Source organism: Mesorhizobium sp. M0938 (genome assembly GCF_040319125.1).
Classification (GTDB): Bacteria; Pseudomonadota; Alphaproteobacteria; order Rhizobiales; family Rhizobiaceae; genus Mesorhizobium; species Mesorhizobium robiniae.
This window is the reverse complement of the sequence record NZ_JAMYNS010000012.1, coordinates 68,699-94,786: the sequence shown is the minus strand read 5'-3', so window position 1 is coordinate 94,786 and position 26,088 is coordinate 68,699. Positions and strand designations below refer to the sequence as shown.

The window sequence follows — 26,088 nt, the reverse complement described above, 5'->3', positions numbered from 1 at the left end:
TACCGGGCTGTGGATCGACTTCGACAAGGCAGGCATGGACCTTGCCCACCAGCCGGATCCATCCGACACATCATTTCAACAACGGAATCGCAGCTCTTCGCCAATCGGTCGGCGACCTCGTCAACGGAGCCTAACAAATCATGATTGCGAAAACTGGGGAACCAATCTGGGCCGTCGGCCTGATGACCGGCACCGTGCTGGACGGTAATATCGATGTTGCGCTGATCAAGACCGACGGCGAACGGATCGAGGATTTCGGCACCTACACGCTCGCACCCTACCCCAGATCGATCCGGACCCTGCTGGAGGAGACGCTGGATCAAGCCAGGGCATGGAATTTCACCGGACCGGAGCCGGCGATCTTTCGCGAAGCCGAAGAAGCCCTGACGCGCGCCCAGTCCGCAGCGGTCAAGAACCTGGTCGAAAGCTACGGGCTGACGATGACCGATATCGGGGTCGTCGGCTTCCATGGCCAGACCGTGCTGCATCGCGCCCCGCAAGTCGGCCGGCTCGGCCAGACCCGCCAGCTTGGCGATGGCGAGTTGATGCATGCCATTCTGGGTACCAAAGTGGCCTATGATTTCCGCTCGGCCGACATGCGCGCCGGTGGGCAAGGCGCGCCGCTGTCCGCCGCCTATCACGCCGCGCTGCTACGCGATGCCGACGCCAGCGGCGACACGGCCGTGCTCAACCTCGGCGGCGTTGCCAACATCACCTGGTGGGACGGCAAGGACAATGTCGTCGCCTTCGACACCGGGCCGGCCAACGCGCCGCTGAACGATTTCATCAAGGCGAAGAGGCTTGGCGAGATGGACCGCGACGGTGCGCTCGCGCGGACCGGCACAGTGGACGAAGCCCGGCTGGCCAAACTGTTGCAGCATCCCTATCTGGCCAAGCCCTATCCAAAGTCGCTGGACCGGTTCGATTTCGGCGCGGCCATGGCGGATGGGATGAATGCTGAGAATGGCGCAGCGCTGCTGACGGCATTCACCACTGCTGCCGTCGGCAAGGCGCTCGACCTCCTTCCGCACCGGCCGAAGCGGCTGGTGGTCAGCGGCGGCGGCCGCCACAACCCGACGATCATGGCCATGCTTGCCAGCCGCGCCGGCGTCGAAGCCGTGCCGGCTGAGGCGTTCGGCTGGAAAGGCGATGCGGTGGAGGCGGAGTGCTTTGCCTTCCTTGCGGTTCGCGTGCTCAGGGGCCTGCCGATCAGCTTCCCGACCACCACCGGTGTGCCACAGCCGATGCGCGGCGGACGCCTCGCCGGCTAACTAGAGCAGATGCTCTGAGCCAACAATTTCTTCTGCAGGAAGACGCGGCTGCGGCCAACGGGGAAATCGGGAAGCACGCCGAAAGGCCGATAACCCTGACGCTCATAGGCCTTGGCCGCTTTTGGATTGAACGTGTCGATCAAGGCGCCGTGACAGCCACGTGCGACGGCTTCCTGTTCGGCTGCGTCCAGCATCCTGCCGGCCATGCGCTGGCCGCGCAATCGCTCATCGACCCACAGCCATTGCACATAAAGCCAGCCCCAGGCGGTGTATCCCGAGATGCCGGCTACAACCGCACCGTGCTCGTCGCGCACGAACACGGCGAGCGCCTCTCTGTTGGCCGCGCCGATATCGCTGTCGTTGAACGCGCTGAGCCGCTCGCCGAGAAAAGCGAGCTCTTTCGGCGAAGGGTCGGCGGTGATTTCAAGCGTCGTGTTCATCGCATGTCCAGACGGGTTCACAGCCGGATATCGGTATACAGCGCCGTCCGGGCGCTGTGGCACCTTCATTTGCATTTATCGAAGGGCGGGAGCGGCGCGCAAGTTTTGCCGCCGCGTGGCGCAAACCGGCGACTTGCGATAGTCCGCGACTACCGCGGCGAACGCCACGCCGCCGCCGAAGCGGCAACCAGCATGAGCAACGCTGCGACCACGGCCGATGCCGCAAAACCAAAGCTGGAATAGAGCGGTCCGAAGGCCGTGGTGCCGACAAACACCGCGAGATAGGTTACCGCGCTGTTCAAACCCATGATCGTGCCGCGCCGCGCCGGATCGAGCGCCGAGAGGCGCATCACCAGGACGTTCAACCCGAAGTGATTGGCGAGGCCCCAGCCCGCGACCATCGCGATGGTCAAGCCGAAACTGCCGCTCGATGCGGCAAGCGCGACATAGACGATTGCGACCAGCAGATAGGCGAACGGCATGACGCGTCGCGCACCCAGGCGATCGATGACGCCGTCAAGAAGTGCCGCCATGCCGAAGCCGGCGCCATAGGCGAGCGCGGCCAACCCGTTGGCACTGACCGGCCGTCCCAATCCATTGTGGAGATGATCGCCGAGATAGCCATAGACACCGTAGAAGGCGGTCATGAAGGCACCGCAGGCGACCAGAAGCGGCACTATACCGGGAACGGCCAAGGCGCCGAGCGGCGTCGGCGCCGGACCGCTTTTCCTGACATCGCTCAGCGACGTCAGGGTAAGACCGGTCAACGCGAGCGCCGCAAGCACAGCGACAGCCGCAAAAACGGCGCGCCAATGCAACAGGTCGGCAAGCACCGCCGACAATGACACGCCGGCCACCATGCTGAGCGTCCAGCCGGTCAGCACGACGCCGATCGTTCCGCTTTCGCGGCCAGGCGGCGCGATCGCCGCGGCGCTGGCGTAGATTGCCGGCATGGCGACGCCGGCGGCGATACCGGCAAGAAGCTGGGCCGCAACAAGCGCCGTTACCGTCGGCGCGGCGGCGCTGGCGAGGAGCGCTATCGCCAGCAGCAGTAAGGCCCCTTGCAGCATGCGGCGAGCGCCCAGCCGGTCGATATAGCGTGCCAGGAACAAGGCGCTTGCCGATGTTCCGAGGCCGAACGCAGCGGACGCGATCATCACGGCCGGCACGCTCGTCGCAAATGACGCAGCCACCGCCGGTGCTATCGGACCGAGAACCAGCGAGTTGGAGCCGATCACGGCGATGCATCCGGTGAGCAGGTAAGCAAACGCCGGGATAGGAGGCCTTGCCGTCAATGTTGCGACTTGATCACTGTTCGTCATACGGCGATAATGGCCGTATTAAATTCTGTATCAATAAGGAATTTCATTATGGACGGAGAAACAGATGGCATTCCGCAGAACAGGCCTGCCGCCCGGGACATCGACGCCACCGACCGAAAAATATTAGGCGTTCTGGTCGACGACGCCACGATCAGCTATGCCGAGCTCGGCGAACGTATTGGCCTGTCACCGCCGGCAGCCCATGAACGGGTGAAGCGGCTTCGGCGCAGCGGCGCCATTCGCAACACCGCGGCGATCATCGATCCCAAGGCGGTGCGCAAGCCGCTGCTCGCTTTTGTGCACATCGACACCAAGGGCTGGGGAAAGACCCCCGAGCTGATGGCGATTTCCGAGCACCCCGAAGTCGAGGAAATACATTCGGTGGCCGGCGACACATGCATGCTGATCAAGGTTCGCACCGAGGACACGCGGGCGCTCGAAGGCCTGCTGTCGCGTCTCTACGAAACGCCCGGCGTCACCTCGACGCGAAGTTACGTGGTGCTGTCGACCTATCTGGAGCGGCCGGTGCAGCCGGGGATCACGACCGAATGGCCGACGCCCCGGCACATGGCCAAGCCGCTGTATTAGCTCAAACGATCTTCACGCGCGTATCCAAAATCGTACCGGGAACGTCTTAGCTATCGGGCCTTGCGACGATCGAGGGACCGGTTCGTTCGCCGGTTCTCGATCATGACGGGAAGGCCTGCTGCGCAACCGGAGACGTGCAATGAGAAAACTGATCGTGGGCAGCTTCGTTTCGCTGGACGGCGTCATCGAAGCACCAATGGACTGGGCTTCGCCTTTCTTCGACGAAGAAGGCAGGGAGCATTCTTATCAAAAGGCTGGCGAGGCGGATTTTTTCCTGCTCGGTCGCGTGACCTATGAAATGTTTTCGGCGCGCTGGCCGCAGGTCAAGGGCAGCAAGTATATGGATCGCATGAACGGGCTGAAGAAGCTTGTCGCATCGCGCAGCCTCAAAGACGTGAGCTGGAACGCGTCGCTGATCGAGGGTGATGTCGCCGCCGAAATCGCTCGGATCAAGCAGCAGGCCGGCGGGGACATATTGAAATATGGGGTGAGCAATCTCGACCAGACGCTGCTCGCCAATAAGCTTGTCGATGAGTATCAGCTCTCCATCGTGCCCACCTGTGTGGGTCATGGCAAACGCGCATTCCAGGATGTCGACCCGTCCCTGGTCAAGCTGGAGCTTGTGAATACGCATCGGTTCGAGAACGGCGTTATCACGCTGACCTATATCCCACGGTGATCCGTCACTGGATATTGATGCGATGAAGATGCAGCCAAGAAACGACCCAACCGGGCTTTTTGACGTCCGCTACGCCGCCTTCCTGGAGACGGTCGCGCATTTGCGTGGACGATTGCATCGCTACTGCGCACGCATGACAGGTTCGACGCTTGATGCCGAAGACGTCATGCAGGAAGCGCTATTCGAAGCCTATCGGAAGATCGAGAAACTTGACGATCCGAGCGCCCTTCGCCCTTGGCTGTTTCGCATTGCGCATAATCGCTGCATCGATTTCCTGCGAAGCAGACAGGCGCGCGAGCGTGCGGAGGCCAGCTTCGTCGAAGACGAGATCATCCTGCCGGTCGAGCCGGCGGGCCAGGGCGCCGATCGCGCGATCGAACGGCTGGTGATCCACCTGCCGCCCAAGGAACGCGCCTGCGTCCTGCTCAAGGATGTGTTCGACTATTCGCTGGAAGAGATTGCGGGCCTCGTCGACTCGACCGTGGGTGGCGTCAAGGCGGCATTGAGCCGTGGCCGCTCCAAGCTGGCCATGCTGCCAAACGAACCAATCGTCCGTTCGGAGTCCCAGCGCGATCCCGAGCTTTCAAAATTGCTCAACCGCTATGTCGAACTCTTCAACCGCCGTGACTGGGACGGCGTGCGGGAGTTGACCAGCGCCGATGCCCAATTGCGGGTCGCGGATTGCTTCAACGGCCGGCTGTCGGAATCGCCCTATTTTGTCGAATACGAAAATGCCCAAATGACCTGGAAGATTGTGACTGGCGAGATCGATGGCGAAGCGGTGCTGCTCGTGCTCCATCGCGGCGCAGACGGTTGGAAACCAGCCCATCCGGTTCGGATCGAGGCGGTCGACGGAGCCATAAACCGCATTGCCGATTATTACGCCTGTCCCTGGATGATGCCGGCGGCCAGCGCGGTGGTCATTTCCATCCCGGACTAACCGGCGAACGCCCGGGTACAAACAGGACGATGCAAGTGTCCGGCATCAACCTCAATGAAATGATGCCGGACAGATATAGGCGCCTTACTGAAGCTTCGCCTGCAGGGCGTTGACGTCATCCGTCGTCATTTCGCCGTCGGTCGTCACCTTGCCGTCGACGATCTTCCAGAGGCGGAACGGGCCGGTGATGTCGCCGTATTTGTCGAAGGCGACCGGGCCGATGACGCCTTCGTAGCGGATCGGCTTGCCATCCTTGATCAGGCCGAGCGCCTTGGCGAACTCGTCCTTGCCGGCGTAGATCGGCGTGCCGGCCGGGTCGACCGCCTTGTACATCGCATCCTTGATCTTGGCCGGATCCTCGGAGCCGGCAATGGCGATTGCCAAGCCGACGATGGCGCCGGCATCATAGGACCGGTCGGCGGCCGGGTTCGACGGTTCGATGCCCGAAAATTCCTTGTAGTTCTTGGTAAAATATTCGGTCGATGCGGTCGGACTGGTGCCCGAGGAAGTGCCATAAGCGTCCTTCAGGTAATCGGCGCCGACGGATTCGATGAAGTCCGGGCTGTTCATGCCATCATTGAGCAGGAATTTCTGGACACCGCCCTGCGAGATCCAGGTACGGGCGATGGTCGCGCCGTCGACGGGCGTGCTGACGAGATAAAGCCCGTCGGGCTCGCCGGCCATTGCCGCCGTGACTTCGGACGCATAGCTCGACTGCTTTTCATTGTAGGGCGTGTCGGAGACGATGGTGCCGCCGAGCGCCTTATAGGCGCGCGAGAATTCCGCCACCATGTTGACGCCGAAGTCGTTGTTGACGTGGATAACCGACAGCTTCTTGAAGCCCTTGTCGATGGCGTATTTGGCTGCGGCGACGCCCTGCAGCGCATCCGAGGTGATGGTGCGGAAGAAGATGCCGTTGGTCTTGCCGTCGCGCCCGAGCGCCGTCAGCGTCGGTGACGAGGAAGCGGGCGACACCTGGACGATCTTGGCCGGAGCGGTGACCGATGTCAGGATCGGAATCGACACCGAGGAGATGATGCCGCCGATGATCACCGGCACCTTCTTGACCTGCACAAGCTGGGTTGCGGCGTCGACTGCAATGTTGCCCTGACTCTGGCTGTCACGCGTGTCGGTCGCCAGATCGCAACCGCGCACGCCGCCGGCGTCATTGATATCGCGGAAGGCCATTTCGACCGACTTGGCGCCGGCCTGGCCGTATTCGCCGGCCGGGCCGGTCAGCTCCATGACGAGGCCGACCGTGATCTTGCAATCGGCGGCTTGCGCTGCACCGGCCGCTGTCAGCAGAGCCAGCGCGGTGGTGATCTGAAGTATCGTCTTTTTCATTGTTGTTCCCCTTTCGTTACACGACTCTCATTGATGTCTTGAGCCTGTTAGCCTTCCGGCACCTGCAGCCAGGTTTCATGCAGATGTCGCCATTCAACGCCATTGGGCGCCGATGAACTGGTGGTGAAAACGGCACTCGAGCGACGGCGGCTGTGCTTGCCGGCGCGCTGCTGTGTTTCAACGTAGCAGAGGACTATCGCGTCGTCGGCCTGCCAGCCGGCCTGGATATCCTCGATCGAAATGGTGAAGTCGTCATCACAGGTAGCGCGGCTTACCCTGACGTGGTCGAGCACTGCGTCGCGATCGAGGATCTGGCCGTCCGGCGCAACCATCTGGAAGCCTTCGGCCATGACGCGTTCGAAGCGGCTGAAATCCGCCCTGTCCGCGCTCCCTGCAACGAACCAGTCGACGAAGAAGCGGTGAAGATCGACGACCTCGGCGCTCGCGCGGGAAAGCAGAGAGGGTTTTTCGTCCATGGCGGCGCTCACATCCGGCCTGCGTTCAGATTGTAGTGCATGATCGAGCCATGGCGGCCGTGGCGGTCGCGCTCCAGCGTGTAGACGTCACCCAATGGCCCGCGGCTTTGCTCGATCACGGCGGCGATCCGCGCCCGGTCCTCGGCATCGAGCGCGACGTCCATGATCCCGGCATTGGCAAGGGCGTGCGCCTGGTTGCGGGCGCCGACGATGACGGCCGCGACTTGCGGCTGCTCCAACACCCAGGCGCTGGCGACGGTGGCTATGTCGACGCCGTGGCGGTCGGCGACGGTCTTCAGTGTGCGAAGCAGCTCCTGGAAAAGCTCCCAGCCGCCGAAATCGTCGATGATCAGCTTGTATTTGACCAGCGACCGGTTTTCGAGCGGCGTCTGCGGCTCGGCGACATCAAGCCATCTGTCGCTGAGGAAGCCGCCCGCCACCGAACCATAGCAGAGGAAACTGACGCCGTTTTGCTTGGCGAGTGCCGCAAGGCTGTTGGCCGGCCGCTGATCGAGTACGGAATATTGCAGCTGCTGGCTGACCAGCGGCACGCCGGCGGTCAGGATCTCGGCCAAATGCGGCGTGTCGAAATTGGTGGTGCCGACATTGCGCACCTTGCCTTCGAGGCGGAGGTCGTTGAGCCAGCCCATCGCGTCGATATAGCCGGGCAGCGCATAATCCCACCAGTGGAACTGCACGAGATCGAGCCGCTCCGTCTTCAATCGCCGCAGCGACTGGTCGACGATGCCTCTGATGTAGTCGCGGCTGATATTGGAAAGCCTTTCCAGGTCAGGCACCAGCTTGGTGTGAACCTTCATTTTGACGGCGGCATCGAGACCGCGCTCATTGGCAAGCCGCAGCCGCGCCGCGCCGATCAGTTCCTCGACGCCGGTATAGATATCGGCGCAATCATAGGTTCTGATGCCGGCATCGAAAGTGGCGATCAGGTCGGTCACCGCCTGTTGGCGGTCGATCGCGCCATGCCCGCCGGCCAGCTGCCAGCCGCCGCGAATAACGCGCGAGATCGTATAGCCGGGGCTGAGCTCGAAAGCCTTGGCGGTCATTTCTGGTCATTCTCCTTCGGCAGCGGCACCGCCGTGGTTTCGGCATGGCTGAACCGCCGCTTGCCGGTCCTGACGATCCTAAGTCGGCTGGCGCAATTGGGATCGGGACAGGCGATCTCGGCGTCTGACGTCATCCAGTCGTTCTTGTGAGTGGGGCGCTGTTTGGCCGCGAGCAGCGGCAGCACGGCTGATATCGAATAGATCGAAAAACCCTGCCCTGCCGGCATCGACAGCATCTCGCCCTTGAGTTCGAAATAGTCACCCGCCTTGGCGCCGCAATAGATCGGCTTGCCCTCGGGGATAACCGCCTCGACACGAAGATCGAAGAGTTCGAAACTGTCGTCTGGTCCGGCCATTCAGATCTCCACCCGGGTAAAGGTGATATCGCAAGCGCCATTGCGGCGGATCACACCGCAGGCGGCGGCGAAGCGGTCGCGCTCCTCGGGACGCACCTGCGCGACCACGCTGCCGGCAAGCCAGCCGATCGGGAACAGCAGGCGCGCGCCCTGGCCATAAAACAAGCCGATGTCGAAAATCGCATTCGGATTGCCGCCCCACATGCGGGGCGGCACGTAGGATAGCACGATGTCGCCCGGCTGCGGCGTCAGCGTTGCATTCTCCGCCGGCAGGGGCCTGGCATAGGTTTGGCCCTCAAGATCCGCTGATGGAACCGGGCAGGAGATTTCCGGCCCCGTCCACATCGCATGGATGCCGGCAACGACGCGCGGCTGCTCGAGATAGGCCAGCAGAAAGGCAGCGTTGTCGGGCGCCTTTTCAGGCAACAGCAGCGCCGTCACGGAAAGGTTCGAGCGTGGCTCGGTGATCCCGATAGCGGGCATGGTCATGTCTGGCCTTTCGCCGATTGCAGCTTGTCGCGCAGGAAGGCGAAGGGCCGGCTGATGTCGGCCACCAGCGCCTCGCGCGCCGCTTGCGCATCCTGCCTCGCAAGCGCTGCGACGATGCTACGGTGATAGTGGGCGGTATCGACCTCGCCGGCGTCGGAAAAGGCGTAGATGGCGACGCGGATGCATGGCCCGGATTGCAGCCAGAGACTCTCGATCATCGGGATCAGCACGGCGGAGCCGCAGCAGCGGTAGATCTCGAAGTGAAAGCTCTGATTGAGCGTCGCTTCGCGGTCGATATCCTTCTTGTGCTTCAGCGCCCGCATCTCGTCCCACTCGCCGAGCATGGCCTCGACCGAAGCAATCTGGCGCGGGTTCATGCGCGTGGCGGCCAGCGCGATGGCTTCGCCCTCGATCAGGGAGCGGGCGCGCAAGAGATCGTCGATACGCTCCAGCGTGATCGGCGGCACGCGCACGGAGCGATTGGGAAGCGCCTCCAGCGCCTTCTCCGTGATCAGTCGCCCAAGCGCCTCGCGCACCGGCATGGTGCTGGTGACCAGCGCGTCGGCAAGGCCGCGGATGGTGAGAACCTGGCTTGGCTCGAAAAGGCCGCCGATCAAGGCCCGGCGCAGCTCCGAATAGACGCGATCCTGCACGGTCTCGCGGCCGACCGGCGTAAGCTGGGCTGCGATCGTTTCGTTGTTCCGTTCGATGGCGGCCTTCTGCATGGCATCCCGGTTTTTGGCCGTTTCCAATCCGTTTTCGGCTTGCGGAAGAAATTAAAGCCGAATAGCGTGATCAAAGCAAGTGTGATCACAAATCAAATTATAGGCGGCGAAGATCGCTTTCGGCCAGAGGGATTGATGAGCGACGCGACAGAACGGCAGGAGGAAATCCGCACGCCGGTTCTGACGGCCAGGAACGTCGTCAGGCGCTTCGGCGGCCTCGTTGCGGTCAACAATGTCTCGTTCGAGGTTCGGCCGAGTGAAATACTCGGCCTTATCGGCCCGAACGGCGCCGGCAAGACGACGATGTTCGACCTGCTGGCCGGCAGCATCCTGCCGACCAGCGGCGAAATTCTCCTCAACGGCGTACTCGTATCGGGGGAAGCTGCCCATCGCCGCATCGGCCGCGGCCTTGGCCGCACCTTCCAGATCCCCCGGCCGCTGCCCAATCTGACGCTGATCGAAAACGTCATGCTGGCCGCGCAGGGACAGGCCGGGGAGCGGCTGCTCGCCAATTTCCTGACGCCACGGCGGGTCGCCGCCGAAGAGCGGACGGCCGAGACGAGGGCCATCGAATTGCTTGAGCTCGTCACGCTTGCCCGCCTGGCGCACGAACCCGCGCGCGTGCTTTCCGGTGGCCAGCGTAAGCTGCTCGAACTCGCCCGCGTCATGATGGCCAACCCGGCGATCATCCTGCTCGACGAACCGGCGGCCGGCGTCAACGCGACGCTGCTCGAAGTCATCATCGACCGCATCCGCGACATCAACAGGAGCGGCATCACCTTCCTGCTGATCGAGCACAATATCGACATGGTGACGCGGCTTTGCCATCGCGTGCTGGTCATGGCGAGCGGCCAGCTTCTGTGCGAAGGCAGCCCGGACGAGGTGGCACGCGACCCGCGTGTCATCGAGGCCTATCTCGGGGGCGCGGCATGAGCCAAACGGTTCTCGATGTCCGCGATCTCGAAGCCGGCTACGAGCCCGGCGTGCCGATCGTGCGCGGCGCCTCGATCACCGTGGACAAGGGCGAGATCGTCGTCGTTCTAGGCCCTAACGGCGCCGGCAAGTCGACCCTGATCAAGGCGATCGCCGGCCTTGTCCCGGTCACCGGCGGCACGGTCCTGCTGGACGGCAGGGACATTACCGCGGCGCCCGCCCACACCATGGTCCGCCTCGGCCTGGCATTCGTGCCGCAGACCGAAAACATTTTCCCGCTGATGTCCGTCGAGGACAATCTGAAGGTCGCCTGCGGCATCCTGAAGCCGCGCGAGACCCCTGCCCGCGTCGAGGAAATGTATGCGGCCTTCCCCGATCTCGCCCGTCAGCGCAGGACCGTCGCCGGCAACCTTTCGGGCGGACAGCGGCAGATGCTGGCTGTCGCCCGGGCATTGATCGTCCATCCCAAGGTGCTGGTGCTCGACGAGCCGTCGGCCGGCCTGTCGCCGAAATTCGTGGCGATGGTGTTTGAGATGCTGGCCGGTATACGCATATCCGGCGTCACTATTCTCCTGGTCGAACAGAACGCCAAGGCAGCGCTTGCCATCGGCGATCGCGCCTATGTGCTGGTCGAAGGCAAGGACCGGCACGAGGGTGTCGCCTCCGAGCTCTGGAACGATCCGGTCGTCGCCGAGCTCTACCTTGGCCAGCGCCGCCTCGATCCTGAAAGAGACCGGCCCTCCGGCAAAGGAAGTGCGGCATGAACCTGCAATTTGTCGTCGACGGAATGCTGGCAGGTTCGATGATCGGCCTCGGCGCCATCGGCGTGACGCTCACCTATTCGATCCTGCGCTTCTCGAACTTCGCGCATGGCGACTTCATGGCCTGGGGCGCCTATGCGACGCTCGCCGTCGTCAGTGCCATCGGCGCGATGTTCGGCAAGATCGCGCCGATCGCTCCCCTCTCCTTCGGCTGGCCGCTGATCGCCGCGGTGGTGCTCGGCATGGCGATCACCGGCCTGCTGGCGCTGCTGCTCGACTTGGTGCTTTTCGCGCGGCTGCGCGCCAAGGGCCAGGCGATCATCGTGGTGATGGCGAGCTTCGGCGCCTCGATGGCGCTGAGAAGCCTGCTCGAATTCATCTTCACCTCGCGACCGACCTATTTCAGCCGGGCGATCCAGATCGCCATGCCGGTCGGCTTCGGCATTCGCATCACCCCCGACCAGATCGCGCTACTGCTGCTGACCGCCGTTCTGGTGCTCGGCGTGCATCTGTTGATGACCCGCACCCAGACCGGCCGTTCCATGCAGGCATTGAGCCAGAATGCGGCATTGGCCCGCATTGTCGGCATCGACGTCGCCAGGGTCGTGCGCGTCACCTGGATCGTCGGCGGGGCGCTGGCCTGTGTCGCCGGCGTCATGATCGGCATTCTCATCCAGATCCGCCCATTCATGGGCTTCGACATGCTGCTGCCGATGTTCGCGGCCGCCATCCTCGGCGGCATCGGCAGCGTGCCTGGCGCCGTTCTCGGCGGCTTGATCATCGGCCTCGCGGAAGCGGGCGCGGTGCAGTTGATCGGCGCCGAATGGCGGGCGGCCGTCTCCTTCATCATCCTGATGACCGTGCTGTTCGTGCGGCCCATCGGCCTTTTCGGAGTGAGAGAACGCTGATGGATTTGCTCGGCTATGGCGCTTTCTTCCTGACCACCGCGCTGATCTTCTCGCTCGTCACGCTCGGGCTCAACCTGCAATGGGGGCTGACCGGGCTTTTCAATGTCGGCCTCGCCGGTTTCGTCGCCATCGGCGCCTACACCTCGGCACTGTTGACCACGCCCGATGATGCCGCGCGCCTGGGCGGCTTCGGCCTGCCGATCCTTGTCGGCTGGCTCGGCGCCATGCTGGTAGGCGGCATCGCCGCCGCGATCACTGGCATCGCCACGCTGCGCCTGAGATCCGACTATCTGGCAATCACCACCTTCGGCGTCGCCGTCGTCGTGCAGCTGGTGGCGCTCAACGCCCAAAAACTGACCGGCGGCCCGTTCGGCATCGGCTTCATTCCGCGTCCCTTCGGCGGCCTCGCCGAAACGCCGTTGCTGTTCAACCTGTCGAACCTTGCCGCCGTCTCGGTGGTGACACTGATCGTCTATCTCGCGCTGGAGCGTCTGTCGCGCAGCCCGTGGGGGCGCGTATTGAAGGCGCTCCGCGAGGATGAGCAGGCCGCGATATCCCTGGGTAAAAGCGCGCGGTTCTATCGTGTCCAGGCCTTTGCCGTCGGCGGGGCCATCATGGCACTGGCCGGCGCGTTGCAGGCGCATTTCACAGGGTTCATCGCGCCGGACAATTATTTGCCGGCACTGACTTTCCAGGTCTGGGTGATGCTGATCGTCGGCGGCTCGGGCAGCAATATCGGCGCCGTCACCGGCAGCATCCTGGTCTGGGCGATATGGGCCGGATCGGGAGCCTTGACCAGCGTCTTGTTCTCGCCGGAACAGCAGGCACGCGCCGCCTCGCTGCAGATCGTCGCGATCGGCGTGATGCTGTGCGTCATCCTTCTGGTCAGGCCGAACGGCCTGTTTGGCGACAGGCCGCGGCGTGCAAGGTTCGGCAAACGTGCGAAAGAGGCTCCGGACGAGAGCATTGCCAAGTCATGATCGACGTTGCCGCGTCACCCGGCGTTTCCCTTTGGCATGCCGTCAGCCGCTGTCGCCGGGACCGGCCCGCGCTCGAAGGCGCACTCGATGTCGAACTGGCAATCGTCGGCGGCGGTTTCTCAGGTCTTTCCACCGCGCTGCACAGCGCCGAGAAAGGCATCTCGGTCGCCGTCCTCGAAGTGGAAATCATCGCCTGGGGAGCAACCGGCAGGAATGCCGGCTTCGTGGTGCCGAATTTCGCGAAAAGGGATTCAGACGATATCATTGCCAAGCTCGGCCCCGAACGCGGCGAACGCCTCATCGATTTCGCGGCCGACAGCGCCGACCTGGTCTTCGACCTGATCAGGCGGCACGGCATCGAGTGCGATGCAGTCCAGAGCGGATGGATACAACCGGCCCATTCGCAGGCCGCTCTCGAAAAAACCAGATCGCGCGCCGAACAATGGGCGAGGCGCGGAAGACCGGCTATTACGCTGGACAGGCGGGCGGTCGAAGAGCTGACCGGCGTTCGCGGTTATGTCGGCGGCTGGATGGACCGTTCGGGCGGCGTCCTCAATCCGGTCGAATATGCGCGCGGGCTCGCTGATGCGGCGGAAAAAGCCGGCGCGCGCCTCTTCGAGCATACGCGTGTGATATCGATCGATCGCGCAGGGGATGGCTGGGTCTTGAAGACGGCGTCGGGCTCGGTACGCGCCGGAAAGGTGCTCATTGCCACCAACGCCTATGGCGGGCCGCTAAACCGCACGCTTGAGCGAACCTATTTCCCGCTGAAAATCTTCCAGATCGCGACAGCGCCGCTGCCGCGCGAATATCGCACTCGCCTGCTTCCCGGCGGGCAAGGCGTCGGCGACACCAGGCGCAATCTTTTCACCTTCCGCTTCGATGGCGAAAACAGGCTGATAACCGGCGGCATGCATATTCTTGGTCCCGGTGCCGACGCGCGGGTGCCGCATGCGATCTGGCGCCGGCTTGCAAAACACCTCGATCTCCCGGAAATCCCGCCGCTCGCCTACAGCTGGTCGGGGATGGCCGCCGTCGAGCCCGACTTCCTGCCGCGCCTCGTCGATCTCGGGCCCGGACTGATCGCGGGCTTTGCCTGCAACGGGCGCGGCATCGCCATGACGACAAGCATGGGCAAGGTGCTTGCGGATTGGGCTGATGGCGCGAAACCGCAGGACTTGCCGCTGCCGTTTGCGCCGCCATCGCCGATCCCGCTCCACGGCCTGATGCGGCATGCACCAAACATGCTGCTTCCCCTAAGCATGCTGCGCGATCGGCTGGATGAGGGGCGCTAGTCGACCTCTCTCAACCAAGCTCCAAGGTCGTTATCGCAAAGACCCCTGCCTGCATGAGCTGCGGCGCTTTTCCCTTGTACATTCGAGCCGTTTCGAAGCCCGGCTGGAAACCCGCCGACGTCAGCCAGGCTGCAAAGTCCCCACTGGTTTCGGGAACGTCGAGATGGATATTTCCGGGTCCGGAGACACCGGCGAGCGCGGCGAAGAGACGGCTTGCCGCATCCAGGCTGTCGGCAAAGAGCGGGCCGATCTTGCAGCCGTCCCGGCATCGGCGCGCGACGCCGTATCCCTCGATCGCGCCGTCCCTGACGATCGCAAGCGCCATGTGCGGCGGGCGCAGCCATTGTTCGAGGAAGGATCGCCTCGGAGCGGGAAAGAACCGGCTATCGTAATCCAGGACGTCGGGCACGAGTTCCGGGCCTATGGCACGGATGTTGCTGTCGGCGGCTGCCGGAACATCTGGCGATCCGACGAATCGGATCGTCCGGTAGACCGGCGCAAAGCCCATGCTGCGGTAGTTGGCCTGCTGTTCGACGACACCATCGAGACCGATTGTGCGGTTGCCAAGCCGCGCCATGCCGGCATCCCAGACCGCTTTGCCGTGACCCTCGCCGCGCCTGTCAGGCCGACAGATGTAGAGGCCGATGAAGCCAAAATCGTCGCCATAGGCGACGGCCGAAATACCGGCCACCATCTCGCCATCGACGAAGGCGCCAATGAAGCCTTCTGGATCCGCCGCGTGGAACGCTGCGGCATCGCCGAGGCCGGGATTCCAGCCCTCCGCTGCCGCCCAGTCCACAAGCGTTTCCACTTCCTCGAGTGCGAGCGTTCTGATGGTTCGGGACATTGCGATCACTCGGCGGCAACTTCAATGCGCCACGATACGGCTTTGCCAATGGGTTTGCATAGGCGCCACGCTTGGCCATGCCGGCGAAGTGCTGTGAACCACGACGGAATCCGTAAGTCATCCGTATGCGCGGGCGTGTCAAAATCTCGGCCGATAAGCACCATCATGCGTGCAGAACTGCCGATGCAGGAAACGTCGCGATGCGAAAGGGCCGTACAGTACCCCGAGCTGACTTTGCCGGAATCCGTCAGCCCCGGCGATGGTTCGCGCTGTCTGGGTTTTCTTCTCTCTGGAACATGGCGACGGCGGCGATGCTTTTCGGCCTGCTGCCGACTCCGGCACTTGCTGAAGACCAGATCCCCAATTGGCGGCTGAGTGCTCGTGTCGTCGCGGTCGGGCTGCCTGAGGTGGCCGGCGTGCGCGAGGTGGGGCGCTTTCATATCGGCGGGCCGATACCGGGAAATCCGGAATTCCTGATGGCAACGCACGAAGGGCGGGTGCTCGATCCGCTCAGGGTTCTCGTTGCCGTGGGCAGCAACTTCGGCGCCCCGCCGGGCGATCCGGCACTTGAGGCCGGAGCGATCCTGTCCATCGACCCGCGCGCGGGCAAGTCTGCTGGCACTATCATCGTTCCGCAAGACCTCGCCAGCAACGATGGAGATGCTAGGGTTCAGCTCTACACGACGCAGAGCGAACGGTTTCTCAACCGGCGCTACAATGCCAAGGCGCGAACCGCGCGCTTCGCCGCTGCGTCCGGACCGCGATATATTTCGATCAACAACGCGTTCGGAAGGCCCTGGGTCGCGAATGCGCCGACCGGGGTGGCTGGTGAGGGCAGCGTCACGGTCGTCGATCCCGACGGTGCGCCACTCGCCAACGCGCCAAGCCGCGAGGCCGGCGGCGTGTTCGCCGGCCGGCAAACCGATCGCGAGCAGAGGCCGAAAGCACAGCCCAGCGGCTGGCTTGGCAAGCTGCTGAACTATCAGGCAAGCGGCCAGCTGACATCAGGCGGAATGCAGACGGGCGCGCTCGGAACAGCGTTTCTCGGTCCGTCGCCGGACGGCAGCGGCTTTGCCGTGTTCGCCGCCGTCACCGCGGATGGGAGCGTGGTTCAGATCCATGTCCAGAATGGCGTCGACGGCTTGGCCGGCCCGGGCGCGGTGAGCGCCGGCCTGGGCACGGTGAGCGTCGGCCACGGCATCGGCGACGATCCCGGCGTCATCGGCGTTGCCTTCAAATGGAACCCGGACCGCGTTCTCTACGTAGCCGATCCCGGCCGTGACCGGCTGGTGCTGCTTGAACTGGAGGACGACCGGCGGCATTTCACGGTCGCCAGGACCCGCACGATCCCACTGCCGGAATTCGACCGCCCGGTCGACGTCGCCGCTGCCATTCCCGAAATTGCCAATCCGCGATTTTCGAGCCACACGACGCTCGCCGGCGGTTCCGATCTGTTCGTCGCCAATCGCGGCGATGGCACGTTGCTGCGTCTGAGCCAGGACGGCCGGCCCCTCGCCCGGGCGACAATCGAGATTCCCGGTCTTGGGTCGCTCGGACCCGACCGCCTACGCGCGATCGCGACGTCGGCGGACGCACAGCATATCTGGATAACGATTGGCGGCGAGGTTCCGGGATTTCCGGGCCTCGAAGGGGCGCTCGTCGAGGTTGGGGCCTTCGACGAGCACGGCGCGGCGGCAGCGACGCAGGGGACACAGAGCGCTGCCGCCGACGCCAATCTTGCGGCGCGCGGAAAGCAGGTGTTTCAGACCGACTTCACGCCGCAAATGGGCCTCGGTCCATTGTTCAATGCAACGTCCTGCGTAGCCTGCCATCCCGGCCCTGGCGGTGCTAGCATCGATGAAAGCCACTTTGCGCGCAGGATAGCCCATATGGATCCGGGCTCTGGGCGCACGGTTCCGATCGATCATCCCAACAGTCCGGTCGCCAGACGCCATGCGTTGCGCGATGGCATGAGGACCGTGTCGGCGGCAATACCAAGCCAGGCCAATGTGATTTCGCTGCGCATGCCGCCCACTCTCTACGGCATCGCTGGAATCGACGAGATACCCGACAGCGTCATCGAAGCGCAGGCGGTCAGCAAGGGCGTCGTCAGGCCTCAGGCGGATGCCTTGCGGGTGTTCGACGGCGCTGGAGCGCTGCACCGCCGCGATCCGGACCGATGCTGCCACATCCGCAAGGTTCTGCCGCTCGAAAATAGCCTGACTGGTTTCAAGGCCTGGATTTCCGGTCGCAAGCGATATCATGGCGGGCTTCGCGCGGATGTTCCGACACTCGAGCAGACTGACGGACGCCTGAAGATCGATCCGCTTGCCTGCTTCACCCGCCAGCAGATCGAGGCCTATCTCGACCGTTATCATCTCCCCCGACATCCGCTCCTCGAAAAAGGCTATCTCTCGATCGGCTGCGCGCCCTGCACGGTCGCGTGCGGCGGCGCGGACGATCCGCGCGCGGGCCGCTGGAGCGGACTGTCGAAGATGGAGTGCGGGATTCACCGGTCGCCTGCTCCCCCTTGCAATTCGGCCCGGCCCGCTTCCGATTCCCGGTAGGTCCACAGCCCAAAGTCGGCCATTGCCGCTTCATCTGCGAAGCCACTGGGCATGATTAAAAACTAGGCAAATCCGCGAAAACTAGGAGATCAGCTGTCTGGAAACTAGGTGACCGTACCGATGTGCGCCGATGCTGCCGCGCGCAGGATGAGCTTGTGAATTTCGAAGGGACTGCCAGGCAGCCCATGAGCTCGCCAATCGGAGAAGATAGCAATGATCCGATATTCTACCCCATTTGGTCGAAGGTGGGTTGGGGGATCCACCGCCCGCGCATTCCCTCTCGCAATTCGGCCCGGTCTGCTGCCTGGTCCGCACCCCCAGAATCGGCCATTGCCGCTTCATCCGCGAAGTCACTACGAATTGTCGCGTGATTACGCTACCCTAAGGTCAATCTGGGCGGCGGGACGGTCATGGCGGCACGACCGACGCTCTATGATTGGTCGAGCGGGAGCCCCCATGACCCCCCTAGACACCGTTGAAGCCGATGCGAGACGTCCGCTCTCGGACACAGGCCGGATCGCCAAGCTGGCGGCGCCACGCAGCGCCAGGATATTGAGGCGGAACCGCGTTCTCGAAGCGATCGATCTGAAGTCACGATCGAGCGTATGCTGGGTGGCCGCGCCGGCCGGCTACGGCAAGACGACGGCGGTCATCGACTACCTCGAAAGCGTCGAGGCACCGCATGTGTGGTTCCGCATCGACGAGGGCGACCAGGATATTGCGCGCTTTTTTCAGTATCTGGGGCAGTCGATCGCCTCGCCTGCGGTCGGAAGCATGCCGGTCTTTGGCGTCGAATATGCCGAGCAGCCGAAGGAGTTCGCCAGGCGGTTCTTCAGAGCCTATTTCACGCGGCTAAGGCCCGGCACCATCCTGGTCCTCGACGACTTGCATGACGCCGACACGCCCGAATTCCGGGCGGTGCTTTCCGTGATGTTCCGTGAACTTCCCGAGACGGTCCGCTGCATCTGCGTCTCGCGCACGCTGCCCCAGGAGGAGCTGGGTGACCTGGTTCTCAAGGGCCAAATGGCCATTGTCGATCGACGAGCGCTCGAATTCTCGACATCGGAAGCGCGCGACTTCATCAAGCTGCGTTCCAAGAACGGCGCCGTTTCAGTGGACGTCGAAGCGGCACGCGGCTGGGCGATCGGGCTGGCTCTCCTCGCCGATCACGGCTCGGCAGTCGGACCCGACGACACGAACGGGGCAGCACCCGGCGGGCAGAATGCGCTGTCGGACGCCCTCGGCCGACATTTCTTTCTTTCCCTCCCAGCCGCCGATCAGGACATGCTGCTGAAACTCAATCTCCTGCCCGAAATCAGCGCCGAACTGGCAGACGTGATGATCGGGTCGGGCGAAGCGGGAAAGCTGCTAGACAGGCTCTACAAGCGGCAACTAATGGTCACCCGAACGGAAAACAGCCGCGACGTCTTCCACCTGCACGACCTGTTGCGAGACTTCCTCGACCGACGCTTCGCACAGCGTATCTCGGCGGAAGAACAAAAATCGCTCAAACAAAGGGCGGCAAAGGTCCTCGCGGACGCCGATCGTTATGACGAAGCCATACACCTGGCCTTGCAGGCAGAGGACTGGGAGCGGGCGAGCGAGCTCATGCTAAGCCGGGCGGAAGCCGTGCTGACGCAGGGACATCGGACAACCTTCATCGAATGGGTCGGCCGGTTGCCGGAAGCTTTCCTGAACGGCTGGCATTTCTATTGGCTCGGCGTGGCCCACATGCCGGACGACGCCGCGGCAGAGCACTGGCTGTCGAAGGCATGGCAGGCCTTTGGCGAGGCCGACGATCAGCGCGGGCTTTGCCTTACGGTGTCGCGCGCGGTGCTGGTCAAGTCCGACAGCTGGCGAACCTATGAGGGTCTTTCGGCCTGGACCCGCCGGGCGTTCGAAATCATCGAGCGCGGCCTGCCGGAACTGCCCTCAAAGGAAGCTATGCTGGTGCGCATCGGCATGGTGCGGGCGCTGAATTTCGGCGACGACTACTATGGCAACGGCCCGGCCGGACAAGCGCTGGAAACCGAACTTCTGGAGCGGTTGACCCGGAATCCCGAGCACGATCCAAGCAGCTTGCGGCTGCTTGCCAGCGAATCCCTGATCGAGCATTCGGTATCGACCATGCGGGCCGATCTGTTCACGAAGGCCGTCGACAGCGTTGTCGAGGATTTGAGCGACAAGGAGGTGCTGCCTTGGGTCCTCGGCATGTGGCTGGTCGAGTTTGGCGCCAAAAGCGGCCGGTATTTCCCCTACAAGAGGCGAGGTTTTCCCTATCCTTCGGCCGAAGCGGCGTTGCGGGAGGCAATCGCCATCGGTGAGCGCGAGTCGCTCAAGGGCGTGGAGTTTGGTGGCCTCTATCATCTTCAGATGCAGATGAAGTTCCGCAACGACTTTGCCGAGTTCCACCAAGTGGTCGAGCGTCTGGCAGAGACGGCCGACAGCCGTTTCAGCACGCAGGTCGCCGTCGTCGCCAATTGCTACGCTACGCTTCATGCCAGGCAAGGCGATTTCGCGGCCGCCTATCAGGATTGCGAGCGCTTCATGGCGGCGAGCGAGGCCGCCAACGAGCCGATGGTCGAGCGCTGGGCGCACTATATCACAAAGTTCCAAGTGTTGCTGGCCGACCGGAAGCCGCGCGAAGCCGCCACTTTTCTCGGCGATCTGCTGCCGCGGCTGGACGGCGGCGCCCGCAAACGGACCGAGATATGCATTCTGGCAGCAGTCGCGCTGGAGAACCTGTGGGACCAGAATCCGCACTATGGCGACCGGCTGAAGGCCTTTATCGAAGCGATCCGTGACGTCAGCTGGCCAATGGTGCTCCTCAACGTTCCTGACTTGCTCGCCGAACTGCTTGGCGACGCGCTGGACCGCGGCATCGAACCCAAACTTTGCCGGTCGCTGATTCAGGAACGCCGGCTGGACGCGCCGCAGCGGCGGCCTACGGCCTGGCCATGGCCGCTCAAGGTCCACGTTCTCGGAGGCTTTCGGCTCGAACTCGATGGAAAGCCTCTCCATCTCGGTGCCAAGCCACCGACAAAGGCCCTCGACATCCTGCGAGTGCTGGCGATCTCGAAAGACAACACCTGCTCGCTGGAGACGCTTCAGGACTGGCTGTGGCCCGACCTCGACGGCGATCAGGCGCGGGCGGCCTGCGAGCAGGCGCTGCATCGGCTGCGTAAGCTGCTGGGGCGGACCGATCTCATCGCGCAGCGCGAAGGCAAGCTTCGCCTGGCGTCGGACAAGGTCTGGGTCGACCTCGCCGACTGGGATGCCCGGCTGAAGGCCGTCACGACCGCCAATGGCGACGCGGCCGGACTGCGCGCGGACGCCGAGGCGCTCTTCCGCGCATTTCCCGGCCCGCTGTTTCTGCACGAGCGAGCCAGTTTCTGGTCGTTCGCTGCCGCCGAAAAAGTCCGTCGCGATCTGATCGATTTCGGATTGCGGTTCGGCCAGCGGCTCGAGGCGGCCGGCAACGCCCATGAAGCGCGCTCGATCTATCTGGGGACGTTGGATCTTTATCCGGATGCCGGACCCATCTGCAAGGCGCTGATCAAGGAGCGGCTGGCACGCCGTGATTTCGAAGCCGCGGTCGACGACTATGCACGTTACGAACGAGCGCTGGATGCTGCCGGCGAAGCGGCGCCCACCGCGGAAATACGTGCCTTGGTCGAACCCTATCTCGTGCGGCACACGCGCTGAAGGCGATGTACGGCGCTGTCTCGCAAAACAGCGGACTATCGTTGGTCTGGCGGTCAGCTCAAGCCCCGTTCAGGATGTTTGCAGCCAGGAGAAGGGCTGCCAGGATAAGAACGAGACCTGCGACCGCATCCATCCGCTTGCGGTAGATCGGCCGGTCGAAACGGCGGGACAGGCTCACCCCGGCCAGGCTCCAGCCATAGAACTTGATCGCGGAAGCCGTGAGGAATCCGGCTGCGAACCCTGCCTGTTCCCCGCTGCCGTAGCTGAACGAGAGAACGCCGACGAGAAACATCGCCTCGAACCAGGCCAGTGGATTGAGCCAGGTGACGGCAAGCATCGAACCTATCGCACGCAATCGGGATTTGCGGCCTGACGCAACAGTCTCCATGCTGGATGTCCCGTTGACCGCGAGCAAGGTGCGCGCGCCCCACCAGGCGAGAAATCCGGCGCATGCGGCCTGCAGCATGCCGGAGACCGCGGGATTGCCGGTCAGCAGCGTTCCAAATCCGCCGATTCCCATGGTCACCAGGGCGATCTCCGAGACGTAGCCCGTGGAAGCGACCGCGAAAGGATGACTGCGCGTCAATCCTGCCTGGATAAGCATTAGGTTCTGGGGCCCGAGGGAAAAGATCAGCCCCAGGCCGAACACGAAGCCGGATAGCGTTGCCGGCGACAACAGGGCGTCGGCCGTCATGCGACGTCACCCGGTTTTTTCGATCGCGCGTTTTTGTGCATCTGCGGCCTCCTACGCGACGCAGTGTGGAAGGCAGGCGCATATGGATCGCTTACGGCAAAGCCGGCAGTCCCGTTCCAAGTTCACGATTCGAGAACCGACAGCTGATATGCCGAAACCGCACGAAAAAAGGCCGGGCTCGAATGCGGCCCGGCCAAAAGAAGGTTACAACCTTCAGAGGGGAACACCGTTCAGGGGAATGGGAGGAAACCGCCGAACGGTTTTACTTTTTGAACTTTTTTGGGAGCGCTGGCGACGAATAAAATTCCAAAGCAGCCGGAATGACGAAAACTTCTGTTCTATTGCTCCGACGCTTCAGACCGGTAACGTCCTCGTCTCGAGGAGATCTGCATAGTGCCGGCGCGCCACGTCAGGATGCGAGCGCAGGCGGCTTTTCAGCACATTGGTCCCGACATCGCGAAACAGCGGATTGTCCGGGTCGCTCGCCGGTCCGCGTGCTTCGGCAGCCAGTTCTTCAGGCAGAGTGAGCAACGGGATCGTCGCATCGAGCCGGGCGCTGAAGAAGAACGGAACTGAGATCCGCTCGACGCCGGCCGGCGGCGTGACGACACGGTGCACCGTCGCCCTGAGATAACCGTTCGACGCCAGTTCGAGGAGCTCGCCGATGTTGACCACCAGCGTTCCGGCGATCGGATCCACATTCACCCAGCTTCCGTCATATTCGACCTGCAGCCCCTTGTTCTCGCCCTGAAGCAGAAGCGTCAGGAACCCGCCGTCCTTGTGCGCGCCGACGCCTTGGTCGTCGCCGGTTGCGTCGCGTCCGGGATAGCGCACGATCTTCATGCGATGGTTGGGCTCACCGCTATAGATCGGATCGAAAGCGTCCTCGGCCTGGTCGAGCGACGACGCGAATGCCTTCAGCAGGCGGATCGCCACCGCCGTCGCCCTGGTCTGCCATGCCAGCAGCGCCGGCTCGAGTTCCGGCAGGGCCGAAGGCCATTGGTTCGGCCCTTGCAGCCGCGTCCAGGCAGGAATGCCCCGCCCCTGTGGAATGGGTCGACGCTCGACGCCGATGTCGAGCTGTTCGCGCCAGTCGGCCTTTCCCCTGGTCAGTTCGCCACCGGTGCGCGTGTAGCCGCGGAATTGCGGGGACTTGACCATTTCGATGGCCAGCTTGTCGGCTTCAGGCAAGGCAAAGAACCGACGCGAGGCATCGAGCACCTCATCGGTCTCCACGGCTGAAATTCCGTGGCCGCTGAGATAAAAGAAGCCGACATCGCGGGCCGCCGTCCGCAGGTCGAACAGAAAGGTCCGGCGCTCCGACGCGCCCTGCTCAAGACGGCTGAGATCGAGCACGGGTACAATCCTGGCCATGGTCAACCTCCTTCTGCCTCAGGCTTGGATCAGGCCCCTACGGTGACACGCAGGTCGTCGCGATCAAAGCAACGCTCGACCCAATCTCGATGCGAATGGAAGAAAGTCAGCGCTGCGTTTGATGACCGGCAGGCAAATAACGTTCGAACGGACGTTGCGAAACCGCTTCCTACCACTCGTGTTTCTGAGGCAGACCGTCGGTCAGATCGTAAAAGTCGGATTTCGAGCCGACATAGATGTGTTCGCCGAGACGAAGGCCGGTCGGCCGATCGAGGGTCCCGACCGTGATATATGTTTCCACGCCCGGCGCGGCCTTCCAGAACAAATTGCCGCCGCAACGTGAGCAGAAACCGCGTTGGACATTTTCCGATGACTGGTACCAACTCAGGGTCTCGGAGGCCGAAAGCCTGAGGTCCACCGACTTACAAGCTGCCATGGCGGCAAAGTTGCCGCTGGTGCGCGAACATTGTGAGCAGTGACAGGCGATCGGCTGAACAAGCTCGCCTGCGATCTCGTAGTGCACGCCGCCGCAGAGACAACGTCCCGTCGCCATCCGGTTCTCCGTGATCCACCCCATCGAGTGGCGCAGTTGGATTGTATGGCATTGATCGTCTCGGCGCCAGCACGGCCGCTGTTGTGCCAGATGGCGCCTTGTGACGACGACCTACCTGAACTTCGGAAACGCGCCGCCAGCCGGCGCATTGGCCCAACTCTGCAAGGTCTGGCCGCCATCGATCAGCCAATCCGCGCCGGTGACGTGTCTGGCCTCGTCGGAAGCCAGGAAGGCCACGGCGGCCGCGACGTCGTCCGGCTGGCCTATACGGCGCAGCGGAATCCGGTCGGCGAAATGCTGGACGCTGCTGTCGAAGTCACTGCCGCCGGCTGCGGGCACGCCGAGCGTCGTTTCGATAACGCCGGGGCAGATGGCGTTGACGCGTATGCCGTAGGGCGCGGCATCGATGGCTGCGACCCGCATCAACCCGACCACGCCATGCTTCGAGGCGACGTAGCCGGCGCCGCCGGAGAGCACATCCCAACCGGCCATGGACGAGCCCATATTGACGATCGAGCCGCCATTGCCGGCCGCGATCATCGCCCGAAGCGAAGCCTGCAGGACGAGGAACATGCCACGCAGGTTGATGCGGATGATGGTGTCCCAGTCCTCGACAGGCAGCTCGTGAACCGGCGCGACGACGCCGGAAATGCCGGCATTGTTGAACACGGTATCGAGCCTGCCGAACGTCTCGACCGTGGTTGCAACGGCGCGCCGCACATCTGCCTCGTCGGCGACGTCGGCTTCGACCGCGATCGCATGCTCGCCGAGGGACCGAGCCAGTGCCTGTGCCGCAGCGCCGTTGCGGTCGACAATGGCGACGCGCGCGCCTTCGTCGAGGAAACGCCGCACAGCCGCGCTGCCGATTGCGCCGGCGCCACCGGTGACGAGCACGCTTTTTTCGTCGAATCGCTTCATTTGCCAGACTCCGGCTTTGGGTACGAGCGCCACGAATGGCTTGGCTCGAAGCCGATCGTTTCGCGCGCATGGCTCGTATCGAGCACGGCGCCGTAGCCGGCGACCGGCCGCGACAATACGGCATCCGGGTAGACGCGGCGCACGAGCGGCTCGGTTTCCTCTTCCATGAAGGTGTCGGCTGCGCTCAGCAGGACGCGAAGATGACCGTCGCCTTGCCATTCAAGGGCCTGCAGGAAGCCCTGCCCCGCGTCACGCGCGTCGAGATAGCTCCACAGGTCGCGGGCGCTGTCGGCGGTGGCGCGGCGCGGGCCGACGCCCGCGAAAAAGCTGGCCGGGGTCTGGATCCATGGCATACGAATGCTGACAGCCGAGAACGCGCCGCGGCGCACCGCAGCGTCGACGATCTCCTCGCCGAGCCATTTCGACAGGCCGTATGGATCCTGCGCACCGACCGGATGGTCCATATCGACCGGCAGGTAGGATGGGCGCACCGGCTTCTCGAAGAAAGGATAGCCAAAAACGCTGAAGGAAGAGGCATAGACGAAGCGCGTGGCGCCAGCCATGACAGTCGCCTCGACGACATTGTAGGCGGTCGCGATATTGGTCTTGAACACCTCGCTGCCGGCTCGTCCGGTCGGGCGCGGGATGGCCGCGACATGCACCACCGCGTCGCAATCGCGCACCAGCTGCAGCGCCGATCCCAGGTCCATCAGGTCGGCGGTCGCATGCCGCCATGCCACGTCACCCGGCGCTACGGCATCAATGCCCAGCACATCATGGCCGGCAGCGACGAGCGCCGCAGCCACATGACGGCCAAGCAGACCGCTGGATCCGGTGACGATCGTCTTCATGTCTCAGC

At 63.6% G+C, this 26,088-nt stretch carries 25 protein-coding genes and 1 pseudogene; 12 read left to right on the top strand and 14 right to left on the bottom strand.

All coding sequences use genetic code 11. The features are described 5' to 3' along the window. Position 1: 1 nt before the first annotated feature. Positions 2 to 134, top strand: a pseudogene (locus tag NKH73_RS21500) (esterase); the annotation flags it as partial. A 6-nt stretch (positions 135 to 140) separates the two neighbouring features. Then, positions 141 to 1,271, top strand: a complete 1,131-nt coding sequence (locus NKH73_RS21495; protein ID WP_352935997.1) for an anhydro-N-acetylmuramic acid kinase — start codon at positions 141 to 143, stop codon at positions 1,269 to 1,271. On the opposite strand, the gene NKH73_RS21490 is transcribed toward NKH73_RS21495, so the two are convergent. Both NKH73_RS21490 and NKH73_RS21485 read right to left on the bottom strand, forming a co-directional pair. Next, on the bottom strand, positions 1,268 to 1,711 hold the full coding sequence (locus tag NKH73_RS21490) for a GNAT family N-acetyltransferase (RefSeq protein WP_352935994.1): 444 nt from the start codon (positions 1,709 to 1,711) through the stop codon (positions 1,268 to 1,270). The genes NKH73_RS21495 and NKH73_RS21490 overlap by 4 nt on opposite strands. 149 nt (positions 1,712 to 1,860) lie before the next feature. Next, entirely contained in the window at positions 1,861 to 3,033 is a 1,173-nt protein-coding gene (locus tag NKH73_RS21485; protein WP_352935991.1) for an MFS transporter, read from the bottom strand. 48 nt (positions 3,034 to 3,081) lie between these two features. Between NKH73_RS21485 and NKH73_RS21480 the strand changes: the two genes are divergently transcribed. The 3 genes from NKH73_RS21480 to NKH73_RS21470 all read left to right on the top strand — a co-directional run bounded on the left by NKH73_RS21480 (position 3,082) and on the right by NKH73_RS21470 (position 5,240). Then, a complete protein-coding gene (locus NKH73_RS21480) occupies positions 3,082 to 3,621 on the top strand; it encodes an Lrp/AsnC family transcriptional regulator (protein ID WP_352935988.1) in 540 nt (179 codons plus the stop codon). 139 nt (positions 3,622 to 3,760) lie between these two features. Further along, a complete protein-coding gene (locus tag NKH73_RS21475; RefSeq protein WP_352935985.1) occupies positions 3,761 to 4,300 on the top strand; it encodes a dihydrofolate reductase family protein in 540 nt (179 codons plus the stop codon). A gap of 22 nt (positions 4,301 to 4,322) precedes the next feature. Beyond that, positions 4,323 to 5,240 (top strand): sigma-70 family RNA polymerase sigma factor, encoded by a 918-nt coding sequence (locus NKH73_RS21470; RefSeq protein ID WP_352935981.1) that lies wholly within the window; start codon positions 4,323 to 4,325, stop codon positions 5,238 to 5,240. A gap of 84 nt (positions 5,241 to 5,324) precedes the next feature. Here the strand turns inward: NKH73_RS21470 and NKH73_RS21465 are convergent, their stop codons facing one another. Genes NKH73_RS21465 through NKH73_RS21440 form a run of 6 tightly spaced genes read right to left on the bottom strand, consistent with a single transcriptional unit; the run spans position 5,325 to position 9,694 of the window. Next, a complete protein-coding gene (locus tag NKH73_RS21465) occupies positions 5,325 to 6,584 on the bottom strand; it encodes an ABC transporter substrate-binding protein (protein WP_352590317.1) in 1,260 nt (419 codons plus the stop codon). 47 nt (positions 6,585 to 6,631) lie between these two features. After that, positions 6,632 to 7,060, bottom strand: coding sequence for a DUF4440 domain-containing protein (locus tag NKH73_RS21460; RefSeq protein ID WP_352935978.1), 429 nt, complete (start codon positions 7,058 to 7,060; stop codon positions 6,632 to 6,634). 8 nt (positions 7,061 to 7,068) lie between these two features. Beyond that, complete coding sequence (locus NKH73_RS21455; RefSeq protein WP_352935975.1) at positions 7,069 to 8,124, bottom strand: aldo/keto reductase; 1,056 nt, start codon at positions 8,122 to 8,124, stop codon at positions 7,069 to 7,071. Next, the gene (locus tag NKH73_RS21450; RefSeq protein ID WP_352935972.1) at positions 8,121 to 8,480 is read right to left on the bottom strand and encodes a TIGR04076 family protein; all 360 of its coding nucleotides are present in this window, start codon (positions 8,478 to 8,480) and stop codon (positions 8,121 to 8,123) included. Before NKH73_RS21450 ends, NKH73_RS21455 begins: the two co-directional genes overlap by 4 nt. Continuing rightward, positions 8,481 to 8,969: a DUF3830 family protein gene (locus NKH73_RS21445; RefSeq protein WP_352935969.1), complete on the bottom strand. Its 489-nt coding sequence runs from the start codon at positions 8,967 to 8,969 to the stop codon at positions 8,481 to 8,483. Further along, positions 8,966 to 9,694, bottom strand: a complete 729-nt coding sequence (locus tag NKH73_RS21440) for a GntR family transcriptional regulator (protein WP_352935966.1) — start codon at positions 9,692 to 9,694, stop codon at positions 8,966 to 8,968. The genes NKH73_RS21445 and NKH73_RS21440 overlap by 4 nt, the downstream gene beginning before the upstream one ends. A gap of 135 nt (positions 9,695 to 9,829) precedes the next feature. Between NKH73_RS21440 and NKH73_RS21435 the strand changes: the two genes are divergently transcribed. Genes NKH73_RS21435 through NKH73_RS21415 form a run of 5 tightly spaced genes read left to right on the top strand, consistent with a single transcriptional unit; the run spans position 9,830 to position 14,571 of the window. Continuing rightward, complete coding sequence (locus tag NKH73_RS21435; protein WP_352935963.1) at positions 9,830 to 10,627, top strand: ABC transporter ATP-binding protein; 798 nt, start codon at positions 9,830 to 9,832, stop codon at positions 10,625 to 10,627. Then, complete coding sequence (locus NKH73_RS21430; protein ID WP_352935960.1) at positions 10,624 to 11,391, top strand: ABC transporter ATP-binding protein; 768 nt, start codon at positions 10,624 to 10,626, stop codon at positions 11,389 to 11,391. The genes NKH73_RS21435 and NKH73_RS21430 overlap by 4 nt, the downstream gene beginning before the upstream one ends. Continuing rightward, positions 11,388 to 12,296, top strand: coding sequence for a branched-chain amino acid ABC transporter permease (locus NKH73_RS21425; protein ID WP_352935957.1), 909 nt, complete (start codon positions 11,388 to 11,390; stop codon positions 12,294 to 12,296). The genes NKH73_RS21430 and NKH73_RS21425 overlap by 4 nt, the downstream gene beginning before the upstream one ends. Then, positions 12,293 to 13,276, top strand: a complete 984-nt coding sequence (locus tag NKH73_RS21420; protein ID WP_352936154.1) for a branched-chain amino acid ABC transporter permease — start codon at positions 12,293 to 12,295, stop codon at positions 13,274 to 13,276. The genes NKH73_RS21425 and NKH73_RS21420 overlap by 4 nt, the downstream gene beginning before the upstream one ends. Next, complete coding sequence (locus NKH73_RS21415) at positions 13,273 to 14,571, top strand: NAD(P)/FAD-dependent oxidoreductase (RefSeq protein WP_352935954.1); 1,299 nt, start codon at positions 13,273 to 13,275, stop codon at positions 14,569 to 14,571. Before NKH73_RS21420 ends, NKH73_RS21415 begins: the two co-directional genes overlap by 4 nt. Positions 14,572 to 14,581: 10 nt before the next feature. Here the strand turns inward: NKH73_RS21415 and NKH73_RS21410 are convergent, their stop codons facing one another. Continuing rightward, positions 14,582 to 15,418 (bottom strand): GNAT family N-acetyltransferase, encoded by an 837-nt coding sequence (locus NKH73_RS21410; protein WP_352935952.1) that lies wholly within the window; start codon positions 15,416 to 15,418, stop codon positions 14,582 to 14,584. 311 nt (positions 15,419 to 15,729) lie between these two features. On the opposite strand from NKH73_RS21410, the gene NKH73_RS21405 reads away from it, so the two are divergent. Both NKH73_RS21405 and NKH73_RS21400 read left to right on the top strand, forming a co-directional pair. Beyond that, complete coding sequence (locus NKH73_RS21405) at positions 15,730 to 17,985, top strand: phosphoadenylyl-sulfate reductase (protein ID WP_352935949.1); 2,256 nt, start codon at positions 15,730 to 15,732, stop codon at positions 17,983 to 17,985. Positions 17,986 to 18,441: 456 nt separating this feature from the next. Continuing rightward, positions 18,442 to 21,690, top strand: coding sequence for an AfsR/SARP family transcriptional regulator (locus NKH73_RS21400; protein WP_352935946.1), 3,249 nt, complete (start codon positions 18,442 to 18,444; stop codon positions 21,688 to 21,690). 58 nt (positions 21,691 to 21,748) lie between these two features. Here the strand turns inward: NKH73_RS21400 and NKH73_RS21395 are convergent, their stop codons facing one another. From NKH73_RS21395 to NKH73_RS21375, 5 genes are all read right to left on the bottom strand, one after another. Then, complete coding sequence (locus tag NKH73_RS21395; protein WP_352935943.1) at positions 21,749 to 22,384, bottom strand: LysE/ArgO family amino acid transporter; 636 nt, start codon at positions 22,382 to 22,384, stop codon at positions 21,749 to 21,751. Between the two features lie 354 nt (positions 22,385 to 22,738). After that, on the bottom strand, positions 22,739 to 23,758 hold the full coding sequence (locus NKH73_RS21390; RefSeq protein WP_352935941.1) for an isopenicillin N synthase family dioxygenase: 1,020 nt from the start codon (positions 23,756 to 23,758) through the stop codon (positions 22,739 to 22,741). A gap of 169 nt (positions 23,759 to 23,927) precedes the next feature. Further along, on the bottom strand, positions 23,928 to 24,311 hold the full coding sequence (locus tag NKH73_RS21385; RefSeq protein ID WP_352935939.1) for a GFA family protein: 384 nt from the start codon (positions 24,309 to 24,311) through the stop codon (positions 23,928 to 23,930). Between the two features lie 111 nt (positions 24,312 to 24,422). Beyond that, positions 24,423 to 25,229, bottom strand: a complete 807-nt coding sequence (locus NKH73_RS21380; RefSeq protein WP_352935936.1) for an SDR family NAD(P)-dependent oxidoreductase — start codon at positions 25,227 to 25,229, stop codon at positions 24,423 to 24,425. Then, positions 25,226 to 26,080, bottom strand: coding sequence for an NAD-dependent epimerase/dehydratase family protein (locus NKH73_RS21375; protein WP_352935933.1), 855 nt, complete (start codon positions 26,078 to 26,080; stop codon positions 25,226 to 25,228). Before NKH73_RS21375 ends, NKH73_RS21380 begins: the two co-directional genes overlap by 4 nt. Between the last annotated feature and the right edge of the window lie 8 nt (positions 26,081 to 26,088).

Coding starts and splice junctions, on each gene's coding strand:
- NKH73_RS21495 (WP_352935997.1), top strand. CDS start 141: ATGATTGCGAAAACTGGGGAACCAATCTGGGCCGTCGGCCTGATGACC.
- NKH73_RS21490 (WP_352935994.1), bottom strand. CDS start 1,711: ATGAACACGACGCTTGAAATCACCGCCGACCCTTCGCCGAAAGAGCTC.
- NKH73_RS21485 (WP_352935991.1), bottom strand. CDS start 3,033: ATGACGAACAGTGATCAAGTCGCAACATTGACGGCAAGGCCTCCTATC.
- NKH73_RS21480 (WP_352935988.1), top strand. CDS start 3,082: ATGGACGGAGAAACAGATGGCATTCCGCAGAACAGGCCTGCCGCCCGG.
- NKH73_RS21475 (WP_352935985.1), top strand. CDS start 3,761: ATGAGAAAACTGATCGTGGGCAGCTTCGTTTCGCTGGACGGCGTCATC.
- NKH73_RS21470 (WP_352935981.1), top strand. CDS start 4,323: ATGAAGATGCAGCCAAGAAACGACCCAACCGGGCTTTTTGACGTCCGC.
- NKH73_RS21465 (WP_352590317.1), bottom strand. CDS start 6,584: ATGAAAAAGACGATACTTCAGATCACCACCGCGCTGGCTCTGCTGACA.
- NKH73_RS21460 (WP_352935978.1), bottom strand. CDS start 7,060: ATGGACGAAAAACCCTCTCTGCTTTCCCGCGCGAGCGCCGAGGTCGTC.
- NKH73_RS21455 (WP_352935975.1), bottom strand. CDS start 8,124: ATGACCGCCAAGGCTTTCGAGCTCAGCCCCGGCTATACGATCTCGCGC.
- NKH73_RS21450 (WP_352935972.1), bottom strand. CDS start 8,480: ATGGCCGGACCAGACGACAGTTTCGAACTCTTCGATCTTCGTGTCGAG.
- NKH73_RS21445 (WP_352935969.1), bottom strand. CDS start 8,969: ATGACCATGCCCGCTATCGGGATCACCGAGCCACGCTCGAACCTTTCC.
- NKH73_RS21440 (WP_352935966.1), bottom strand. CDS start 9,694: ATGCAGAAGGCCGCCATCGAACGGAACAACGAAACGATCGCAGCCCAG.
- NKH73_RS21435 (WP_352935963.1), top strand. CDS start 9,830: ATGAGCGACGCGACAGAACGGCAGGAGGAAATCCGCACGCCGGTTCTG.
- NKH73_RS21430 (WP_352935960.1), top strand. CDS start 10,624: ATGAGCCAAACGGTTCTCGATGTCCGCGATCTCGAAGCCGGCTACGAG.
- NKH73_RS21425 (WP_352935957.1), top strand. CDS start 11,388: ATGAACCTGCAATTTGTCGTCGACGGAATGCTGGCAGGTTCGATGATC.
- NKH73_RS21415 (WP_352935954.1), top strand. CDS start 13,273: ATGATCGACGTTGCCGCGTCACCCGGCGTTTCCCTTTGGCATGCCGTC.
- NKH73_RS21410 (WP_352935952.1), bottom strand. CDS start 15,418: ATGTCCCGAACCATCAGAACGCTCGCACTCGAGGAAGTGGAAACGCTT.
- NKH73_RS21405 (WP_352935949.1), top strand. CDS start 15,730: ATGCTTTTCGGCCTGCTGCCGACTCCGGCACTTGCTGAAGACCAGATC.
- NKH73_RS21400 (WP_352935946.1), top strand. CDS start 18,442: ATGACCCCCCTAGACACCGTTGAAGCCGATGCGAGACGTCCGCTCTCG.
- NKH73_RS21395 (WP_352935943.1), bottom strand. CDS start 22,384: ATGACGGCCGACGCCCTGTTGTCGCCGGCAACGCTATCCGGCTTCGTG.
- NKH73_RS21390 (WP_352935941.1), bottom strand. CDS start 23,758: ATGGCCAGGATTGTACCCGTGCTCGATCTCAGCCGTCTTGAGCAGGGC.
- NKH73_RS21385 (WP_352935939.1), bottom strand. CDS start 24,311: ATGGCGACGGGACGTTGTCTCTGCGGCGGCGTGCACTACGAGATCGCA.
- NKH73_RS21380 (WP_352935936.1), bottom strand. CDS start 25,229: ATGAAGCGATTCGACGAAAAAAGCGTGCTCGTCACCGGTGGCGCCGGC.
- NKH73_RS21375 (WP_352935933.1), bottom strand. CDS start 26,080: ATGAAGACGATCGTCACCGGATCCAGCGGTCTGCTTGGCCGTCATGTG.